The sequence below is a fragment of the Lentzea sp. JNUCC 0626 genome (genome assembly GCF_043632865.1).
Classification (GTDB): Bacteria; Actinomycetota; Actinomycetes; order Mycobacteriales; family Pseudonocardiaceae; genus Lentzea.
The window spans coordinates 1,447,290-1,465,958 of sequence record NZ_CP171635.1; the positions used below are offsets into that span (position 1 = coordinate 1,447,290).

Below are 18,669 nucleotides of genomic sequence, written 5' to 3' on the forward strand. Positions count from 1 at the left end.
GGCTAGCTCAGCTCGCGCTGCAGACGCTTGCTGACCTTGCCGACCGCGGTGTACGGGAACTCCGCGACGACCTCCACGACATCGGGCAGCTTGAACGTCGCGAGTCCCTTGTCCCGCAGGAACTGGCGCAGCTTGGCCAGGGTGAGGTCGGCCGCGCTCTCCGGCGTCCGGGGGATCAGGTACGCCTTGATGCGTTCGCCGAGCACGTCGTCGTCGACGCCGACGACGGAGACGTTGTGCACGCCGGTGTGCGTGAGCAGTGCGTTCTCCAGCTCCTCCGGCGCGATCTTCTCGCCGCCCCGGTTGATCTGGTCCTTCGACCGTCCGACGACCCTCATGAACCCGCGCTCGTCGCGCTCGACGATGTCACCGGTGCGGTAGTAGCCGTCCGGGGTGAACGCCAGCGCGTTCTGCTCGGGGTTGCGGTAGTAGCCGCGAATGACCGACGGCCCTCGCGTCAACAGGTGACCGGCCGCGTGCGGAGGAACCTCGTTGCCCTCGTCGTCGATGACGATGCACTCGTCGGCCTCCGAGGCGGGCTTGCCCTGGTAGCGCACGCTGGTGGCGCGGTCGACATCGGCGGGATTGCTGACCACGAGGCCTTCGCCCATGCCGAAGCTCTGCGACAGCTGCACGCCGAACTCCGGCTCGACCCGGCTCGCCACGGATTCGGTCAGCTTCGCGCCGCCGCACATGAGCGTCTTCAGGCTGGAGAGGTCGTAACGCTTGCGCAGCGAGGAGTTCAGCCAGGCCAGCAGGATCGGCGGCACCAGCGAAGCGCGGGTCACGCCGTGCTTCTCGATGAGCGGGAACGCCGTGTCGGGGCTGCCGTTCGGGGCGATCACGATGGTGGCGCCCACGCTGAACGCGCCGAGGAAGCCGGGCGACCGCGTCGACATGCTGTGGCAGATCGGGATGACCAGCAGGTGCACGGTGCGTTCGGTGATGCCGCGTTCGCCGACGCTGCGCCGCAGCGCGTAGCCGTACGTCTGGTGCGTGTGCGGCATCAGCTTCGGCACACCCGTTGTGCCGCCGGACATCTGCAACAGCGCGACGTCCTGCGGGCTGCACCGCCGTGCGTGCTCGAGCGATCCCTTCGACTGCAACGCCTTGTACTCGTCGCCGCCACCGTTGGGTTCGAGCACCACGGTGTGTTCCAGATGGGGCCACTTCTGCTTCAGGTCGGCGGCCATCGCGGCGAGGTCCGTGCCGCTGTCCGACGCGACCGTGATGTACGCCCGCGCCTCGCCGATCTCGATGAAGTGCTCGATCTCGGCACGCCGGTGCGCGACCGGGGCGACGATCGGAACAACCCCGAGCTCCCACAACGCGAAAACGATGGCGATGTACTCGTAGATGTTGGGCAGGTGCACCACCACTCGGTCGCCCCGCTGCAGACCTAAATCCTGCAGGCCGGCCGCGAGGCGCAGCACCTCGTCCGTGAGCTCCGCATAGGTCAACTCGGCCTTGCGGTCGATCACCGCGAGCTTGTCAGGACAACGCTCTGCGGTGGCGAACAGCAACTCCGGCAGCGTCTGATCGCGCCAGTACCCCTTGGCGACGTACTCGGCTGCCGTCTCCGGCGGAAACGGAACGACCCCGTCAAGCGCCAGCGGTTCGATGCTCATTGGTTTCCCTTCGAGGAGCTGCCTCCCAGCCCGTGAAGGGAAGGCTACCCTAAGGTCACCTCGAAAAGCGGTGCAAGATCCGCCACAGAAAACGCTCGGTGTCGATCACTCACGTGACCGGATCACGTTGGTAACGCTGGAAGACGGTGAGGTCGACACCCGGCGCCGGTCAGCGCCAGGTCCCCACCGTCGTCCTGGTGTTGCTTCGTGTCAGCCGAGGTCCAGCACGGCGTCGAGGCCGACCGTCACTCCGGTGAGGTTCGAGACCGCGCGCAGCGAGGTGAGCACGCCGGGCATGAGCGACTCGCGCGTCACGGAGTCGTACCGCAGCCGCAGGATCTCGCCGTCGACGCCGAACAACACCTCTTGCGACGACATGAATCCACGCACGCGGACCGAGTGCACGGAGACGCCCTCGATCTTCCCGCCGCGCACGCCGTGCGGGTCGAGGTAGGTGGCGTCGGGCGACGGCGCGCACCCGGCCTGGGCGCGAGCACGACCGATCAGTTCGGCCGTGTGCTGCGCCGTTCCGGACGGCGCGTCCACCTTGCCGGGGTGGTGCATCTCGATGATCTCGACGGACTCGAAGTACGGGGCGGCCTTCGTGGCGAACCTGGTCATCAGCACCGCGCTGATCGAGAAGTTCGGCACGACGAACACGCTGACGTCGGCGTGGTCGACCAGCGCGTCGCGGATCTGCTCGATGGAGCGCTCGTCGAAGCCGGAGCTGCCGACCACCACGTGCAGCCCGTTCTTGATGCACCACTGGACCTGCTCGTGGGCGACGTCCGGCGGGGAGAACACGAGCACTACATCGGCGTTGTGGTCGAGGATGTCCTGCACGTCGTCATCAATGTCGACCTCGGATACCACGGTCAAGTCAGAGCTGGCCTCAATCGCGCGGACCGACGCCACACCCATGCGCCCGCGGGCCCCCAACACAGCAACTCGAGTCATATGGGTAGCCTAACCTACGTTCACGGCCGACTCTAGTGCGCTGAGTCTCACAGGCTGGGAGCTGCCGGTGCGTTCGACCGTTCGGCTGCGGCCTGCTTCGGCGACGTTCGGGGTGCGGTGGAACAGAGGTGTGGCGTCGTGTCCGGGTCCGTCCTCAATGGACTTCGCTGAGTCTCAGCGCACCTGCTCGGCCTTGAACTGCATCCGCGGCGCCGCGTAGAACTCCTGCGCCTGCACCAGTCGCAGCTCGCGCTCGCCGGAGCGGTAGGTCAGGTCGATCAGGTCGAAGACGCTCGACGAGGTGCGCTCCAACGCCAGCGCCGCGTCCTTCGTCTGCACGTAGTGGGCGGTGAACAACGCGGCCGTGACGTCGCCCGACCCGTTCGCCTTGAACGGCAGGTGCGGCGTGCTCACGAGCCACGCCCCGGCGGGGTCCACGACGAGCATCTCGATCGTGCCCTCCGCCCGGTCGGGCCGTTCGACGCTCGTGACCAGCACGGTCGACGGCCCCATTTCGCGGGCGAGGTCGGCCGACGCCAGCGTCTCCTCGACACTCGCCGGCTCGGTACCGGTGAGGAAGCCCAGTTCGAACTGGTTCGGGGTGATGATGTCCGCGACCGGCACGACCCGGTCGCGCAGCAGCACGGGGATCTCGGGCGCGACGAAGCACCCGGACTTGGCGTTGCCCATCACCGGATCGCACGCGTAGAGCGCCTCGGGGTTCGCGGCCTTCACCCGGCGCACCGCGTCGATGATCACATCGGCGATCCCGGTGCCGCCCTGGTAGCCGGACAGCACGGCGTCGACCTGCCCGAACACCCCGCGCTCCTCCACCCCGAGCAGGATCTCGGCCACGTCCGACGGCGGCAGCAGCGGACCGCGCCACGCGCCGTACCCGGTGTGGTTGGAGAAGTTCACCGTGGGGATCGGGACGACCTCGACCCCGATGCGCTGCAGCGGGAACACGGCGGCGGAGTTGCCGACGTGGCCGTGGGCGACGACCGACTGGATGGACAGAACCTTCATCCGTCCACCCTAGACGGACACCCGGCCACCGCCGTGCCGCCTGGCCTGGCCGACGTGGCGGTGGTGCGGGCCTGAAACCACGTCCGCGCAGGTCAGCAGGCCCTGACGATGACCGCGTGCGCCTTGGGGCTGACGTCGAGGACCTTGACGGTCTTGGCACCGGCGGGCACCCGCACCACGTAGGTGCCGGGGTAGACCGGGTAGCCGAAGCTGCTGCCCGCGGGGGCGGCCGCGGTGCCCGCGATCATCGAGCCGTTGGTGCGGTGGATCGTCGTCGAGACCGCCTTGCCGCAGTTGTTGTTGATGACGATCCGGCCCTTGGTGGCCGCCGTCGCGGTGCCCGCTGTGAGGGCTGACATGACCAGGGTCGCGGTGGCCAGGCCGGTGATGACGCGCCGGGTGGTGGTCATGGTGCTCCTTCAAGCTTTTGGGGCGTTGAAAGATCAAAATAGCCAGGCGCGCGGCTGGGCGCAGTGGGTCGAACGACCGACACCGCGAGTGGAACGACCAGGTCAGCCGGCGGGGGTGGGGACCGGGATCGTGTTGGTGCGCAACAGTTTCAGCGTGGCGCGGGTGATGTCCGCGACGTCGGTGGCGCCGCCGTCCGCGGTCCAGGTCTGGACGATGACCTCGATGACGTTCATGGTGCTGGCGGCGGTCAGCGTGGCGAACAAGGGGTCTGCCGTGTCGCCCGACCTGCGGAGGATCTCCTGGGCCAGCCGCTGGCGCCACGACCAGTCGAGGTCGGCGAGGCCCGCGCGCAGGCCCGTGGTGCGGTAGAAGATCTCGTACAGGGCCAGCAGGCGTGCCGAGTTCGCCGTGATCGTTCGTTCGACGCTGTCCACCACCGCGTAGAGCGCTTCGGACAGTGGAGTGTCGTCTGATTGCGCCTCGAAGGCGTCCATCGCGGCGTTGAGGCCGTTGTCCACGAAGCTGGCTACCAGCGCCTCTTTGGTGGGGTAGTAGCGGTAGAGGGTGCGAGGGCCCACTTCGGCCGCGGCGGCGATCTGCTCGATCGTGGTCGCGTCGTAGCCCTGGGCCACGAACAGGTCGAACGCGGTGTCCGCGATGAACCGCCGGGTGCGTTCCATCTTCGTCTCACGCAAGCCCACGGCGTGCCCCTCCCTCTGGCAGACCTCGAACCGTAGCACTGCCAGGTGGCAGTGGCTGTCATCTGGCAGTCGTTGCGGCAGGGAGTGCCGTCTGGCAGCATCGGTCAAGTGACAGAGACTGCCATTATTTTCGACGGAAGCGGGCTCGACCGTGAGTGAGGCCGGCGTGGACACCCAGACCGGGGCTTTCCCCACCGCGCGGGACGCCCGGTGCCCGTTCGACCCGCCCGCCGAGTACGCCGAGCTGAGGGAGCGGGAGGGCACGGCCGCGCTGACCTGCCCGGTCGGCGTCGAGGCGCGCGTGGTCAGCCGGTACGCCGACGTGCGGGCGATGCTCACCAACCCGAACCTCAGTTCCCACGCCGCGCCGTCCACGCACGTGGTGGCGGGCGGTGTGCTCGAGCGGCCGGTGGCGCCCGGCAGTCTGCTGAACATGGACGGTGCCGGCCACGCGCGGCTGCGGCGACTGCTGACGCCGGAGTTCACCGTCAAGCGGATCCAGGCCATGCGGCCCTACGTCCAGCGACTGGTCGACGACCACCTCGACGCGCTGCTCGCCCACGGCGGTCCGGTCGACCTCGTGGCCGACTTCGCACTGCCGATCCCGTCGCTCGTGATCTGCGAACTGCTGGGCGTCGACTACGCCGACCGCGACCACTTCCAGGAGCAGACCGCGGTGCTGGTCGGCACCACCAGCGACCCCGAGGCGCTCGCGAAGGCCAACCAGGAGGTCGTCGGGTTCATGACGAACCTGGTGCTGGCCAAGGTGGCGGCGCCGACGGACGACCTGCTGGGCCGACTGATCGTGCGGGCCAGGGAGAACGGTCAGGAGCTGAGCGTCGAGGAGCTGGTGACGCTGGGCATCACGCTGCTGATCGCGGGGCACGAGACGACCGCCAACATGATCGGGCTCAGCACGCTGGCGTTGCTGCGGCAGCCCGATCAGCTCGAAGCGCTGCGGGCCGACCCGGAACTCGCGGGCACCGCCGTCGACGAGATGCTGCGGTACCTGTCGATCGTGCAGTTCGGCGTGCTGCGGCAGGCCATCGGCGACGTGACCATCGGTGCCGAGGAGATCAAGGCCGGGGAGTGGCTCGTGGCCGCGCTATCGGCGGGCAACCGCGACGAGTCGGTGTTCCCGGACGCCGACCGCATCGACCTCAAGCGCGAGGCGACCGCGCACCTGGCGTTCGGGTACGGGATCCACCAGTGCCTCGGGCAGCAGCTGGCCAGGGTCGAGCTGCAGGAGGTGTTCGCCCGGCTGCACCAGCGGATCCCGACGTTGCGGCTCGCGGTGCCGTTCGAGGACGTCGAGTTCAAGAACGACGCGCTGGTCTACGGCGTCCGCGCCCTGCCGGTCACCTGGGAGGACGCGCGATGAAGGTCCGGATCGACGTGGACGCCTGTGTGGGTGCCGGCCAGTGCGTGCTCGCGGCGCCCGACGTGTTCGACCAGCGCGACGACGACGGCATGGTCGTCCTGCTGGTGGAGGACCCGCCCGCGCACCTGGAGGCGGCCACCGAGCACGCCGCGTTGCTGTGCCCGGCGCTGGCGATCGTGGTGGACAAGTAGTGGCAGACCTCGACCGGGTGGTCGTCGTCGGCGCTTCGGCGGCCGGCGTCACCGCCGCCGAGACGCTGCGCCGCGAGGGCTATCGGGGCGAGCTCGTCCTCGTAGGAGCCGAGAAAGCGCTCCCATACGACCGGCCACCACTGTCCAAACAGGTCTTGGCGGGCACCTGGGAACCGGAACGAACGCTGCTGCGGCCCGAGTCCGCGTACGCCGGCAACGGGATCGAGCTCAAGCTCGGCAGCGCCGCGGTCGGTCTGGACCTCGACCGCCGCACGGTCTCGCTCTCCACCGGCGAGCAGGTCGCGTGGGACGGTCTGGTGATCGCCACCGGAACCCGCCCGCGCGAGCTGCCGTTCGGCCACGACCTCGCCGGCGTGCACGTGCTGCGGACTGTGGACGACGCCCTGGCGTTGCGCGGAGATCTGCTGCGGGCGTCGTCGGTAGTCGTTGTGGGGGCGGGATTTCTCGGCACGGAGGCGGCGGCGTCGGCCCGGCGCCTGGGCCTCGACGTGGCGGTGGTCGACCCGCTGCCGTTGCCGCTCGTCCGGCAGTTCGGTGCCGAGGTCGCGGAAGCGGTCGCCGCACTGCACGAACAAGGTGGTGTGCGGCTGCGTACCGGGACCGGTGTGGCCGCGCTGCACGGCGAGGGCGCGGTGTCGGCGGTCGAACTGACCGACGGAACCCTGCTGCGCGCGGACGTCGTGCTGGTGGCGATCGGCGCGGCCCCTGTCACGGACTGGCTCGCCGGCTCCGGCGTGCCGGTGGACGACGGCGTGCTCTGTGACTCCACCTGCCGTGCCGCGGAGAACGTGTACGCGGCCGGCGACGTGGCCCGCTGGGTCAACCCGCACTTCGGTGGCCTGATGCGGGTCGAGCACCGGATGAACGCCACCGAGCAGGGCATGGCGGTGGCCCGGGCCCTGCTCGGCGCGCAGACCCCGTTCGCGCCCGTGCCGTACTTCTGGACCGACCAGTTCGACGTGAAGATCCAGGCGTACGGCGTGTTCCCGGCCGGATCGGAGATGGTGGTGGCCCACGGCGGGATCGCCGAGGGGAGGTTCGTCGCGCACTACCTGGAGCACGGCCGGGTCGTCGGTGTGCTCGGGTGGAACATGGCGAAGCAGGTGCGCCAGGACCGGCAACTGATCTGACCGGCCGCACGCGGGCGGTAGGGTCGGCTCGTGGTGTTCGACTCCGCGCGCTTCGACCTCCAGCCGTACGTCGGGTTCGACGAGACCGGCTACGTGCGGCGGACGTACTGCAGCTGGGAGAGCGAGGGCTGGCGATCCCTTCTGGTGCAACGGTTCGAGCACGCGCCGGTCGTCGACGACATGGCGCTGCCGGGAACCGCCGACCTGCACCTCGTCCTGCCCCTCTCCGGCACAGCGGTGATGGAGACGCAGCGGCACGGAAAGCTCGTCCGGCAGTCGTGGGTTCCCGGGCGGCTGGAACTGGTGATCCCGGACCATCCGTCCGTGCGCAGTTAGCGCGGAAACGGTGCCATGCGGAGCCTTCAGGTGCACATCCCGCGTGACGTCGTCGACTCGGCCGCGGTGCGACTGGGTGGCGACGAGGTGGACTTCGAAGCCGTGGCCGAGTCGGTGAACGCCGGTGATCCGCTGGTCGAGGAGGCGATGCGGGCTGTCGGCGCCGCCACCGGGGCCGACGAGCTCTACGCCGAGTCCGCCTCGGCGTTCCTGGCCGTGCACCTGCTCACCCGGCACGTGCGGGTGGCCGTGCCGCGCACGACCCGGGAGGACACGCGGGTTCGCGCCGCCGTGGCGATGATGCGTGAGCGGCTGGCGGAGCCGCTCACCCTGGCCGACATCGCCGGCGAGGTACACCTGTCGGTCTACCACCTGGTGCGGGTCTTCCAGCGCGCGACCGGGCAGACGCCGCACCGCTTCCTCACCGGACTGCGGATCGAGGAGGCGAAGCGGTTGCTGCGCGACACCGACCTGCCGATCGCCCAGATCGCGCGGCGGTGCGGGTTCGCCAGTCCGGGCGCCCTGTCGACCGCCTTCGCCCGGCACACCGGCGTTCGGCCGTCGGTCTACCGCAATTCCTGATCGGCAGCCCGCAATCTCGCGCATTCCTCGCCGGGCGGGGCCGTCACTACCGTCGGCCGCATGAGCGACTACGACGTGACGGCCGAATCAGCGGCGTCGCCTTCAGCGGTGTGGACCCTGCTGCTGGACGCGCGGAGCTGGCCGTCCTGGACACCGATCGACGCACTGGAGATCGGCCAGTCCGAAGGCCTTTCGCCGGACGGCCGGGACGGCGTCGGGGCGACCCGGGCCTTCCGCACCGGCGACGTCGTCACCAAGGAACGGATCACGGCGCTGGATCCCGAGCGGGTGTTCGGCTACGAGGGCGTCGAGAACCCGTTCCTGTCCGACTACCGCGCCACGATCGAGCTGCAGGAGTCGGACGGCGGCACGCGGATCCACTGGCGCGGCGAGTACGTGGTGGCTGAGGAGATGCGCGAGGCGTTTCCGGCCTACCTGCAGGAATTCATGCAGGGCATGGCGAACGGTTTGGCGGAGCATTCGGCCAAAATGTAGGCGAAGTCCGGAAACGTCCGCGCAGTGATGGCGGCCGCTGCCATGCTGGCCCGGTGAAGTACGACAAGGACGCCATCGCCGCCTTCGCCGAGGTGTTCGACGCGGCGCGCGAGCAGGTCGAGGAGATCCGCTCGTCGATGATGAAACCGGAGCTGACCGAGACCGATCTCGGTGAGTCGTGGCACGCCGAGGGCACCGAGTTCGTCCGGCAGTTCGACCGGATCGATCTCGACCTCGGCGACCTGGCGGACGTGCTGGAACACCTGCGCACCACCATGGTCGAGTCCGCCGAGACGATGGTCGGCGCCGACGACGCCCAGCGCGTGCGGATGGACGCCGTGCACCGGCCGGGACAGGGGTGACGGCGATGGACTTCGCGAAGCCGGACGCGGTCGACGAGATGAAGCGGACGATGCTCGACACCGCCGGCACGGGCGAGAGCTCCGACGAGATCGGGCAGCCGCTCGACCGCGGTGTCGAGAAGTTGTTGCCGGAGTACGACGAGAAACTGCGGTTGGACCTGCAGCCGCAGCCCGGCGCGAAGCGCACCGAGATCTCCGGTGTGCAGTGGGGAAAGGTGGAACGGGAGGGTGCCCGGCTGTCCGGTCTGGCCGCGGGCCTCGCCGACATCGCGCGGTGCCTGAAGGACGGCGCGGTGAAGATCGAGGACGCGTGGGACGGTGAGGCGGCGGACGCCTTCCAGGAACGGGTCCGGCAACTCCTGATCGCATTGGCCGCGTACGGCAGTTCGGCGCAGAACGCGGGCAAAGCGGTCGACGAGACGATGCGCAAGGCACGCGAACTCTACGGTGGCAACGGTTACCGCGACTTCTCGGAGAGGCTCTTCGCGTTCGAGGGCGTGCCGAAGCCGCACGAGGTGCACCGCCTCGACGGCGAGAAGATCGACCATATCCCGTTGTGCGGCATCGGCTGCCACGGCGAGGAACCGGGGCAGGGCGAGGCCTACGACATGCCGATCGGCTGGGATCCGAGCGTGAACGGGCGCAGGACCGTGGCCAGGGCCTTCGCCTCCAACCACATCGCCACCGAGAAGTGGTACCGCTGGTACGGCTGGGAGTGGACCGAGGGCGTCGACCACAAGCGGGACATCAACACCGTGCTGACCGAGTCGCGGAACCAGGTCAGCGGCATCCCGATGCTCATCGGCTTCTGGTACCAGGCAACCGACTCCGTGAAGCGGACGATGTCGGAGAACTACCGGGCGATGCTCGACCTGCTCACCAAGCACTCCGAAGCGAAGACGTTCCACAAGCTGAAGCAGGACATGGGCGCATGATCGACGACGCCGACCTGCTCCGCTTCCGCGCCCGCATCGCCGACACGACCCAGCACGGCACGCGGTCGTTCGCGGCGTTGCGGGAGCACGCCGCGGTGCTGGCCGGACAGGCGCAGGCGGCGGAGCGGCGAGGTGAGCAACTCCGGGCGGCCGCTCCTCCCGTGCCGAAGGCACCCCCGGCCCGGCGACCGGCCGAGGACGACGGCTACGAGGTCCGGCTCGAAGACAGCTGGTGACCCTGGCGGGACACCTGTACCAGGCCCGAAACCTCTCAGCCAAGATCACCACCGATTGAGTGATCTTGTCCGCCTCCGGTCGTGCGGATCCCCGAAGTTGTTCTTACGGTCCTGCCTGCGGCTCCCGGAGCCGCTGCAGCACCAGGGCCGGCCGTGCGCTCACCTGTCCAGCGGCAGGCCCTGCCACATCACGGATCAAGCCCCCGTGGGACAGGCGCCGGCAGCGGCGAGAGCAGGACGGGGCCCGAAAAGGGACATGCGTCATCTCCGTGGCAACTTCGCTGGCCGTGCCGTGCTCGTCGCCGTTTCCGCGACCGCGTTCATCACGACGACCGGCGCCATCGCGTCGGCGTCGGCACCGGTCGACTGGGACCGGATCGCGCAGTGCGAGAGCGGCGGCAGGTGGTCGACCAACACCGGCAACGGCTACTCCGGCGGACTGCAGTTCAGCCCGTCGACCTGGCAGGCCAACGGTGGCTCGGGCAGCGCCCACCAGGCTTCCCGCGAAGAGCAGATCCGCGTCGCGGAGAACGTCCTGCGCACGCAAGGCCTCGGGGCGTGGGGTGCGTGCGGGCGACGCGGGGCGAACGGCGGGCAGCCTCAGGCACAGCCCGTCCGGCAGGGACGCGGCACGACCGCCGGAAAGGCCGTTTCCCGGGTGGCGCCAGTGGTGCCGGTGGCCCCGCCGTCCACCAGCAACCCCGACGGCGACTACGAGATCAAGGTCGGTGACACGCTCAGCGGCATCGCCGAGCAGTTGCGCGTCGAGGGCGGCTGGCAGGCGTTGGTGGCGAAGAACGCGCACCACCTGACCAATCCGGACCTCATCAAGCCCGGCGACAAGATCGTGACCAGGTAGCCGGGTCGATCGGCTGGGCGACCTCGGGCGTGCGGCCGCCGCACGCCCGAGGTCGCCCGCGTGATTGCGGGGCGGTTACGTCGGGTATGTACGAATTCGTGACGGACCTGACCTTCGCCTCCGGTGACCTCCTCGTCGAGGGGTACACGGCCGACTTCTCCGACGCGGACCAGCCGACCCTGCTGGACGCCAACGGTTCCCCGGTGAACACCTGGCGGGAGAACTACCCGTACTCCGAACGGATGCCCCGCCCGGAGTACGAGCGCCTCAAGCGGCTGCTGCAGATCGAACTGCTGAAGCTCCAGTACTGGGTGGCCGACACCGAGCAGCGGCTCGTGGTCCTCTTCGAGGGCCGCGACGCCGCCGGCAAGGGCGGCACCATCAAGCGCTTCACCGAACACCTCGATCCGCGGGGCGCGCGGACCGTCGCCCTCGGCAAGCCGAGCGAGCGGGAACGTGGCGAGTGGTACTTCCAGCGCTACGTCCGCGAGTTGCCGACGGCGGGGGAGATCGTGCTGTTCGACCGGTCCTGGTACAACCGCGCCGGCGTCGAGCACGTCATGGGCTACTGCACGAACGAGGAGTACGACCTGTTCGTGCGGCAGGCCCCGCTGTTCGAGCAGATGCTCGTCGAGGACGGGGTCCTGCTCGTGAAGCTGTGGTTCTCGGTGTCCCGCGACGAGCAGCGGACCAGGTTCGTCATCCGCCAGATCGACCCGGTGCGGCAGTGGAAGCTCAGCCCCAACGACATCAAGTCGCTCGACCGCTGGGACGACTACACGGAGTCCAAAGTGGCCATGCTGCGCGCCACGGACACCCGGATCGCGCCGTGGACGGTGGTCAAGAGCAATGACAAGAAGCGGGCGCGCATCGAGGCGATGCGCAGCGTTCTCGCTCGCTTCGACTACGCCGACAAGGACGTCGAGGCGGTCGGCACGCCGGACGTGCTCGTGGTGGGCGCCGCCGACACGCTCCTGGAGGAGGGCGAGGACGCCACCAGCCTGAGCCCCACCCCGATCGCGCCCGCCGCCGAGCCGGGACCGGGCCTGCACCCGTGACCGCACGTCCGTCCACGTACGGTGCGGGGATGAGCCAGCCGATTCCCTTCGTCGACGCCAACTTCAAGCTCGCCGTCGTCCAGGAGCTGATGTACAACCAGGAACTCCTGCCGAAGTTCAGCCTGCGCGACCACGCTGCCGAGCAGGGCTTCACCTACGACGACGGCAGCTTCGAGGCGGTGCCGGAGGCCCTCGCCTACTTCGCGGCGCTCGAAGTGCCGGTCGAGCTCGCCGACAAGATCACCGAGATCTACCTGGACGGCGGCAACGAGATCTACCTGGAGATCGCGCCGGGCTGGGACGGCGAGGACGGGCTGTTCGACGTCCACGAGTTCGCCGACGTGCAGTACTTCCCCAATCTGAAGTCGATGACCCTCCTCTACACGGGCGACGAGGGGGCGCTGGAGGCGCTGCGTGCCCGCGGGATCGAGGCGGACTGGCTCTGACCCGCGGTTCGGCAGGTCAGTCCGACTTCGTCGGTTCGTCGAGGATCTCGACGAACCCCTCGGTCCCGTTCACCCTGATCCGCTGACCGTCCTCGATGGTCCGGGTCGCACCCTCGACGCCGACCACGGCGGGCAGTCCGTACTCCCTGGCGATCACCGCGCCGTGCGTCATCATGCCGCCGACCTCCGTCACCAGTCCCGCGACCGCCACGAACAGCGGCGACCAGCTCGGGTCGGTGTAGGCGGTGACGAGGACGTCGCCCGGTTCGAGGTCGGCGTCCGCGACGTTCAGGACGACGCGTGCCCTGCCCTCGACGACGCCTCCCGAGACGGCGAGGCCGGACACCGCGCCGGACGGCAGGTCGTCGCGGCGGTAGCGGCCGTTGATGGCCTCGCCGTCGGAGGTCAGCACGCGCGGAGGGGTGAGCGCCTCGTACGTCCGGAAGGCGTCCCGGCGGGCGCGGACGATGTTTCCGTAGTCGCGGCCGGTCAGCGTGAGGTCGTGGAACTCCTGCAGCGTCAGGAAGAAGCAGTCCTCTTCGGACTGGAGCAGGCCCGCCGCGACGAGACGCCCGGCCTCCTGCAGGAGAGCCCGCTTGTAGACGGCGTAGCGGCTGATCATCCCGTACTTCGGGTACTCGCGGTAGCCGACGAACGTGCGCACGCGGTCGATCATCGCCTTGGTCTCGGCGGCCTTCCGCTCCCCGTCGGGGAGGGGGAGCAGGCGGGTGAGGACCTCCTGTTCCTGGGCCTGCGCTTCCTGCCTGCCCTGCTCGAAGCGGTGCGCGGCGGCGCCGTGGGCGAAGTTCCGGACGTTCGTGAGGATCATGGGCAGGAGTGCGGCGGGGCGTTCGCTCCAGCGCGTCCTGGTGATGTCGATCTCACCGACGCACCGCATGCCGTACCTGCGTAGGTAGTCGAGGACGGCGTCACGCACGGCGGAGCCGCCGGGGAACCGGGGCAGTTCGTCGAGGAAGTCGTCGCCCGCGCGCTGGAGGAACGCGACGACCTCCGGGTGCGGCCGGACGACGTCCGCGACGTCGAGCAGCGCGAGCCCCATCTCGGAGGTGACGTTGTGCGGCGCGGACAGCGAGAGGGTGTCGGCGGCGTTCTTCTCGCCCAGCCAGTCCGCCAGGTGTTCGTTCAGCCACCAGGTCGCCTGCATCCCGGCCATGATCACCTGGTTGCTCCGCGGGGCGAAGAGGACCCGGCGGAGCTCCTCGAAGTCCGCGAGGACGAACTCGACCAGGTCGGACCCGGACCTGCCCGCGATCGCCTGCTCCAGCGCGGCGACGGACGCCTCGGCGTGGTGGATCAGTTCGGTGACGAGGTCCGGATCCGTCTCGACGTCGGCCTGCTCCGTGCCGGGGAACGAGGGGCCTGACGTCGAGGTGGCCGCAACGAACCCGGTGCGGCCCAGGACGGTGCGCAGCGCGTCGCCCATCAGCGGATCCGCCCTGTCGGCGACCTCCAGGAACGCCGTGCGGCTGGGCGGCGCGGCGAGGATCTGCGTGACGTCGACGAAGAGGCGCCCGGCCGCCTCCGCCATCGGCCGCGGCGTCGTGTGCTGCCAGACGGAGAGCCCCAGCGGCTTCATGGCGTCGGTCATCATCTGCTGGTGACCGACCGAGACGTAGACGTGGTTGTCGTCGTCCGCGGTCTCCGGGATCGGGAAGAGCGTGGTGATGGGCCTGCTCTGGACGATCTGGAACTCGTCGCCGGTCAGGCACCACTCGATGTCCTGCGGGCTGCCGAAGTGCGCCTCGATCCTGCGCCCGAGCCGGGTCAGGCGCACCACCTGCGCGTCGGTCAACGCCGGCTGCTGTCGCCGCGCGGGGTCGACCTCGACCTCACGCGTACCGCCCTCGGGCGCGGCGCGGAGTGCCATGTGTTTGGTGGCGATCTTCCGCTCGATGACCTCCTCGTCGAGGGCGCGGTAGACGTCGGCGTTGACCAGGCCGGACACGAACGCCTCGCCGAGCCCGAACACCGCCTCCGCGCAGGAGATCCGGCGGCTCGACGTCACCGGGTCGGCGGTGAAGAGCACGCCCGCCGAGTCGGGGACGACCATCCGCTGCACCACCACGGCCATCCGCACCCCGTGGTGGCCGAACCCGTTGCGCAGCCGGTAGGTCACCGCGCGCTCGGTGAACAACGAGGCCCAGCAGCGGGTGACGTGCCGCAGCACCTCCGCCGCGCCCACGACGTTCAGGTACGTGTCCTGCTGGCCCGCGAACGAGGCGGACGGCAGGTCCTCGGCGGTCGCGCTCGACCGCACCGCCCAGGCCGTCCGGTCGCCGAGCAGCGCCACGGCGGCCGTGATCCCGGCGGCGACTTCGGCCGGCACGGTGAGGCGCTCGATCTCCTGACGCAGGTGCGCACTTCGTTCGCGAATCGCCTCCCGGTCGTCCTCGGCGAGCCCGCTCAGCCCGTCCAGCAGCACCTCGATCGCCGGAACCTGCCGCAGGGCGCGGTCGAACGCCTCCGTGGTCACGCAGAAGCCGGGTGGCACCGCGACACCGTCGATTCCGGACAGTTCTCCCAGATGCGCTCCTTTGCCACCACAAAGGGCGATTCGCGTGTCGTCGATCTCGTCGAATCCGAGTACATAGCCGTTCATCCGAGCAGTTCCCCCACATCGCCGTGCCTGCGAGTCTCGCGTCAGGCCGCAGATTCTGCGCGGTGGACGGGGTCTTGCCGCAAGCCCCGGGGTGCGCTATACGTTGAAGTGGGAAGAGACGGGCTGGGACGTCCGACGACCTGCTGACGTCGTGGCCACGCACCATCTCACCTGATCCGGTGAACGATTTGATCTTGGCGCCCGCCGTGCCTCACGCTGCCGCAAAACCGACGAGGTGCGAGCGAGAGGTGCCATGGAGCACGAGGCGAACTGGTTCAAGGGCGCGGTCTTCTACGAGGTGCTGGTTCGCGCCTTCTGCGACTCGAACGGTGACGGCACAGGCGATCTGCGCGGGCTGGCGTCCAAACTGGACTATCTCCAGTGGCTGGGCGTCGACTGCCTGTGGCTGCCGCCGTTCTACGCGTCGCCGTTGCGCGACGGCGGGTACGACATCAGCGACTTCCGGTCGGTGCTGCCGGAGTTCGGGACCGTCGAGGACTTCCAGCACCTGCTGGACGAGGCGCATCGGCGGGGCATCCGGGTGATCACCGACCTGGTGCTCAACCACACGAGTGATGCGCACCCCTGGTTCCAGCAGTCGCGAGAGGACCCCGAGGGCCCGTACGGCGACTTCTACGTCTGGAGCGACGACGATTCGGCGTACAGCGACGCGCGGATCATCTTCGTGGACACGGAGACGTCGAACTGGACGTACGACCCGGTGCGCGGGCAGTTCTTCTGGCACCGCTTCTTCAGCCATCAGCCCGACCTGAACTACGACAACCCCGCCGTCCAGGACGCGATGCTGGACGTGCTGCGGTTCTGGCTCGACGTCGGCATCGACGGGTTCCGGCTCGACGCCGTGCCGTACCTGTTCGAGCGCGAGGGCACGAACTGCGAGAACCTGCCGGAGACGCACGACTTCCTGCGCAAGTGCCGCAAGGTCGTCGACGACGAGTACCCGGGCCGGGTGTTGCTGGCGGAGGCGAACCAGTGGCCGTCGGACGTCGTCGAGTACTTCGGTGATCCGGAGGTGGGTGGCGACGAGTGCCACATGGCGTTCCACTTCCCGTTGATGCCGCGGATCTTCATGGCGGTGCGGCGGGAGTCGCGGTTCCCGATCTCGGAGATCCTGGCGCAGACGCCGTCGATCCCGGAGAACGCGCAGTGGGGCATCTTCCTGCGCAACCACGACGAGCTGACGCTGGAGATGGTCACGGACGAAGAACGTGACTACATGTACTCGGAGTACGCCAAAGACCCGCGGATGAAGGCGAACATCGGCATCCGCCGGCGGCTCGCCCCGTTGCTGGAGAACGACCGCAACCAGCACGAGCTGTTCACCGCGATGCTGCTGTCCCTGCCCGGCTCGCCGGTTCTGTACTACGGCGACGAGATCGGCATGGGCGACAACATCTGGTTGCAGGACCGCGACGCCGTGCGCACGCCGATGCAGTGGACCCCGGACCGCAACGCCGGGTTCAGCAGCTGCGACCCCGGCCGGATCTACCTGCCGGTGATCATGGACCCGGTCTACGGCTACCAGGGCCTCAACGTCGAGGCGCAGACCCGCAGCCAGTCGTCGCTGCTCAACTGGACGCGGCACATGATCGAGGTGCGCAAGCAGCACCGCGCGTTCGGGCACGGCGACTACACCGAGCTCGGCGGCTCGAACCCGACCGTGCTCGCCTACCTGCGCACGCTCGGCACCGACGTGGTGCTGTGCGTGAACAACCTGTCCCGGTTCCCGCAGCCGGTCGAGCTCGACCTGGCCGAGCACGCCGGCGCCGTGCCGATGGAGCTCACCGGCGGGGTGCGGTTCCCGGCGGTCGGCGAACTGCCGTACCAGCTGACCCTGCCCGGTCACGGCTTCTACTGGTTCCAGCTGAACTCCGACGTGGAAGGCGGCGACAAGAAGTGACGACGAGCGAGGCCGTCCAGGTCCTGCCCGAGCAGTTCGACCGCTGGCTGGAGGCGCAGCCGTGGTTCCGCGGCCGCGGGCCGGTGACGTGCGAGCGCGCGACCGTCCTGCACCACGGCGATCCGTCGCTGGTCCACCTGGTGCTGGCCTGCGACGACCGCCGGTACCAGCTGCTCCTGGGCGTGCGGGACGAACTGCCGGAACGCCTGACGCACGCGCGGATCGGCGTCGCGGGGGAGCGCGTGGCGTACGAGGCGGTGTACGACCCGGAGCTCACCGCCGTGCTGCTCAGCCACTTCGAGGACTCCGCCGAGGTCGAGGACCTGCGGTTCCAGGGCGCGCTGCCGCCGAGGTACACCGCCGCGCCCGTCGGCCGTCCGTTCCCCGGCCCGCAGCGCAACTCGTCGGTCGTCTACGGCCAGCGGCACGTGCTGAAGTTCTTCCGCGAGCTGACGCCCGGCGACAACCCGGAACTGGTGCTGCACACCGCACTGCACTCGGTCGACGACCCGCACATCGCGGCGCCGCAGGGTGCGCTGGAGTCCGAACTGGACGGTGAGCGCACGACGTTGGCCGTGCTGCACGAGTTCGTGCCGCTCGGCGCGCTGGGCTGGCCGATGGCCACGGCCAGCGTGCGGGACTTCCTCGCGAGCCCCGGCGACGACCCGCAGGCGGCGGGAGGTGACTTCGCCGCCGAGGCGCACCGGCTCGGCCGTGCCGTGGCCCGCGTGCACGCGGACCTGCGCGAGACGCTGGGTGAGCAGATCGCCGGCCCAGGCGAGGAGGTGGAGTTCGTCGCGGCCCTGCACAGCCGCCTGGACGCCGCACTCGCCGAGGTGACCGCGCTCGCGGAGTTCGAGACGGGCGTGCGAGCCCACTACGACGCCGTTCTCGCGACCGGTGAACCGCTGCGCCTGCAACGGGTGCACGGCGACCTGCACCTCGGTCAGGTGCTGCGCTCGCCGCTCACGTGGGTGCTCGTCGACTTCGAGGGCGAGCCGTACCGCGAGGCCGCCGACCGCGTCCGGCCGCGTCCGGCCGAGCACGACGTGGCCACCGCCCTGAGGTCGTTGCACTACGCGGCGGCCCAGCTGCTGGTGGGCGCGGACGACGCGGAGCTGCGTCCCAGGGCGGCGAAGTGGTGGGCGCACAACCGCGCCGCGTTCTGCGCCGGGTACGCGGAGGTGTCGCCGGACCGTGCCCCCGGCGGCGCGTTGCTGACCGCCGTCGAGCTGGACCGGGCGGTGCTGGAAGTGCGGCACGAGCACCGGTTCCGTCCGGAGTGGACGGTCATTCCGCTGGCCGCGATCGCCGAGGTCGCCGGTCGGTAGCCGGCCGACCGGGTTACCTCCACCACAGGCAAGTGACGACTT

20 protein-coding genes are annotated in these 18,669 nt (G+C 69.6%); 14 read left to right on the forward strand and 6 right to left on the reverse strand.

Going from position 1 to position 18,669, the window contains the following annotated elements:
• Positions 1–2 precede the first annotated feature (2 nt).
• The 5 genes from JNUCC0626_RS06575 to JNUCC0626_RS06595 all read right to left on the reverse strand — a co-directional run bounded on the left by JNUCC0626_RS06575 (position 3) and on the right by JNUCC0626_RS06595 (position 4,723).
• The gene (locus JNUCC0626_RS06575) at positions 3–1,628 is read right to left on the reverse strand and encodes a (2,3-dihydroxybenzoyl)adenylate synthase (protein WP_394618764.1); all 1,626 of its coding nucleotides are present in this window, start codon (positions 1,626–1,628) and stop codon (positions 3–5) included.
• Between the two features lie 210 nt (positions 1,629–1,838).
• Positions 1,839–2,585, reverse strand: a complete 747-nt coding sequence (dapB, locus tag JNUCC0626_RS06580; protein ID WP_394618765.1) for a 4-hydroxy-tetrahydrodipicolinate reductase — start codon at positions 2,583–2,585, stop codon at positions 1,839–1,841.
• A gap of 174 nt (positions 2,586–2,759) precedes the next feature.
• Positions 2,760–3,611, reverse strand: a complete 852-nt coding sequence (gene pdxY, locus JNUCC0626_RS06585) for a pyridoxal kinase PdxY (RefSeq protein WP_394618766.1) — start codon at positions 3,609–3,611, stop codon at positions 2,760–2,762.
• A 92-nt stretch (positions 3,612–3,703) separates the two neighbouring features.
• Complete coding sequence (locus JNUCC0626_RS06590; protein ID WP_394618767.1) at positions 3,704–4,021, reverse strand: hypothetical protein; 318 nt, start codon at positions 4,019–4,021, stop codon at positions 3,704–3,706.
• 102 nt (positions 4,022–4,123) lie between these two features.
• Entirely contained in the window at positions 4,124–4,723 is a 600-nt protein-coding gene (locus tag JNUCC0626_RS06595; protein WP_394618768.1) for a TetR/AcrR family transcriptional regulator, read from the reverse strand.
• A 166-nt stretch (positions 4,724–4,889) separates the two neighbouring features.
• Here JNUCC0626_RS06595 and JNUCC0626_RS06600 point away from each other — a divergent pair, with 166 nt between their 5' ends.
• The 12 genes from JNUCC0626_RS06600 (at position 4,890) to JNUCC0626_RS06655 (ending at position 12,755) form a co-directional block, all read left to right on the forward strand.
• Positions 4,890–6,104: a cytochrome P450 gene (locus JNUCC0626_RS06600; RefSeq protein ID WP_394618769.1), complete on the forward strand. Its 1,215-nt coding sequence runs from the start codon at positions 4,890–4,892 to the stop codon at positions 6,102–6,104.
• Positions 6,101–6,295, forward strand: a complete 195-nt coding sequence (locus JNUCC0626_RS06605; RefSeq protein WP_394618770.1) for a ferredoxin — start codon at positions 6,101–6,103, stop codon at positions 6,293–6,295. Before JNUCC0626_RS06600 ends, JNUCC0626_RS06605 begins: the two co-directional genes overlap by 4 nt.
• The gene (locus JNUCC0626_RS06610; RefSeq protein WP_394618771.1) at positions 6,295–7,446 is read left to right on the forward strand and encodes an NAD(P)/FAD-dependent oxidoreductase; all 1,152 of its coding nucleotides are present in this window, start codon (positions 6,295–6,297) and stop codon (positions 7,444–7,446) included. Before JNUCC0626_RS06605 ends, JNUCC0626_RS06610 begins: the two co-directional genes overlap by 1 nt.
• 30 nt (positions 7,447–7,476) lie before the next feature.
• On the forward strand, positions 7,477–7,782 hold the full coding sequence (locus JNUCC0626_RS06615; protein WP_394618772.1) for a hypothetical protein: 306 nt from the start codon (positions 7,477–7,479) through the stop codon (positions 7,780–7,782).
• A gap of 15 nt (positions 7,783–7,797) precedes the next feature.
• The gene (locus tag JNUCC0626_RS06620; protein ID WP_394618773.1) at positions 7,798–8,364 is read left to right on the forward strand and encodes a helix-turn-helix domain-containing protein; all 567 of its coding nucleotides are present in this window, start codon (positions 7,798–7,800) and stop codon (positions 8,362–8,364) included.
• Between the two features lie 60 nt (positions 8,365–8,424).
• A complete protein-coding gene (locus JNUCC0626_RS06625) occupies positions 8,425–8,859 on the forward strand; it encodes an SRPBCC family protein (protein WP_394618774.1) in 435 nt (144 codons plus the stop codon).
• 53 nt (positions 8,860–8,912) lie between these two features.
• A complete protein-coding gene (locus JNUCC0626_RS06630; protein WP_394618775.1) occupies positions 8,913–9,221 on the forward strand; it encodes a WXG100 family type VII secretion target in 309 nt (102 codons plus the stop codon).
• A gap of 5 nt (positions 9,222–9,226) precedes the next feature.
• Positions 9,227–10,156, forward strand: a complete 930-nt coding sequence (locus tag JNUCC0626_RS06635) for a WXG100 family type VII secretion target (protein ID WP_394618776.1) — start codon at positions 9,227–9,229, stop codon at positions 10,154–10,156.
• Positions 10,153–10,392 (forward strand): hypothetical protein, encoded by a 240-nt coding sequence (locus tag JNUCC0626_RS06640; RefSeq protein WP_394618777.1) that lies wholly within the window; start codon positions 10,153–10,155, stop codon positions 10,390–10,392. Before JNUCC0626_RS06635 ends, JNUCC0626_RS06640 begins: the two co-directional genes overlap by 4 nt.
• 256 nt (positions 10,393–10,648) lie before the next feature.
• The gene (locus JNUCC0626_RS06645) at positions 10,649–11,251 is read left to right on the forward strand and encodes a transglycosylase family protein (RefSeq protein WP_394618778.1); all 603 of its coding nucleotides are present in this window, start codon (positions 10,649–10,651) and stop codon (positions 11,249–11,251) included.
• A 98-nt stretch (positions 11,252–11,349) separates the two neighbouring features.
• On the forward strand, positions 11,350–12,309 hold the full coding sequence (ppk2, locus tag JNUCC0626_RS06650) for a polyphosphate kinase 2 (protein WP_394618779.1): 960 nt from the start codon (positions 11,350–11,352) through the stop codon (positions 12,307–12,309).
• Between the two features lie 29 nt (positions 12,310–12,338).
• Positions 12,339–12,755, forward strand: a complete 417-nt coding sequence (locus tag JNUCC0626_RS06655) for a DUF6892 domain-containing protein (protein ID WP_394618780.1) — start codon at positions 12,339–12,341, stop codon at positions 12,753–12,755.
• A 16-nt stretch (positions 12,756–12,771) separates the two neighbouring features.
• Here the strand turns inward: JNUCC0626_RS06655 and rph are convergent, their stop codons facing one another.
• Positions 12,772–15,375 carry a rifamycin-inactivating phosphotransferase gene (rph, locus tag JNUCC0626_RS06660; RefSeq protein ID WP_394618781.1) on the reverse strand — a complete coding sequence of 868 codons (2,604 nt, stop codon included), beginning with the start codon at positions 15,373–15,375 and terminating at the stop codon, positions 12,772–12,774.
• 253 nt (positions 15,376–15,628) lie between these two features.
• On the opposite strand from rph, the gene treS reads away from it, so the two are divergent.
• Positions 15,629–17,296, forward strand: coding sequence for a maltose alpha-D-glucosyltransferase (gene treS, locus JNUCC0626_RS06665; protein ID WP_394618782.1), 1,668 nt, complete (start codon positions 15,629–15,631; stop codon positions 17,294–17,296).
• Positions 17,293–18,627 carry a maltokinase N-terminal cap-like domain-containing protein gene (locus JNUCC0626_RS06670; protein WP_394618783.1) on the forward strand — a complete coding sequence of 445 codons (1,335 nt, stop codon included), beginning with the start codon at positions 17,293–17,295 and terminating at the stop codon, positions 18,625–18,627. Before treS ends, JNUCC0626_RS06670 begins: the two co-directional genes overlap by 4 nt.
• The last annotated feature ends 42 nt before the right edge of the window (positions 18,628–18,669 follow it).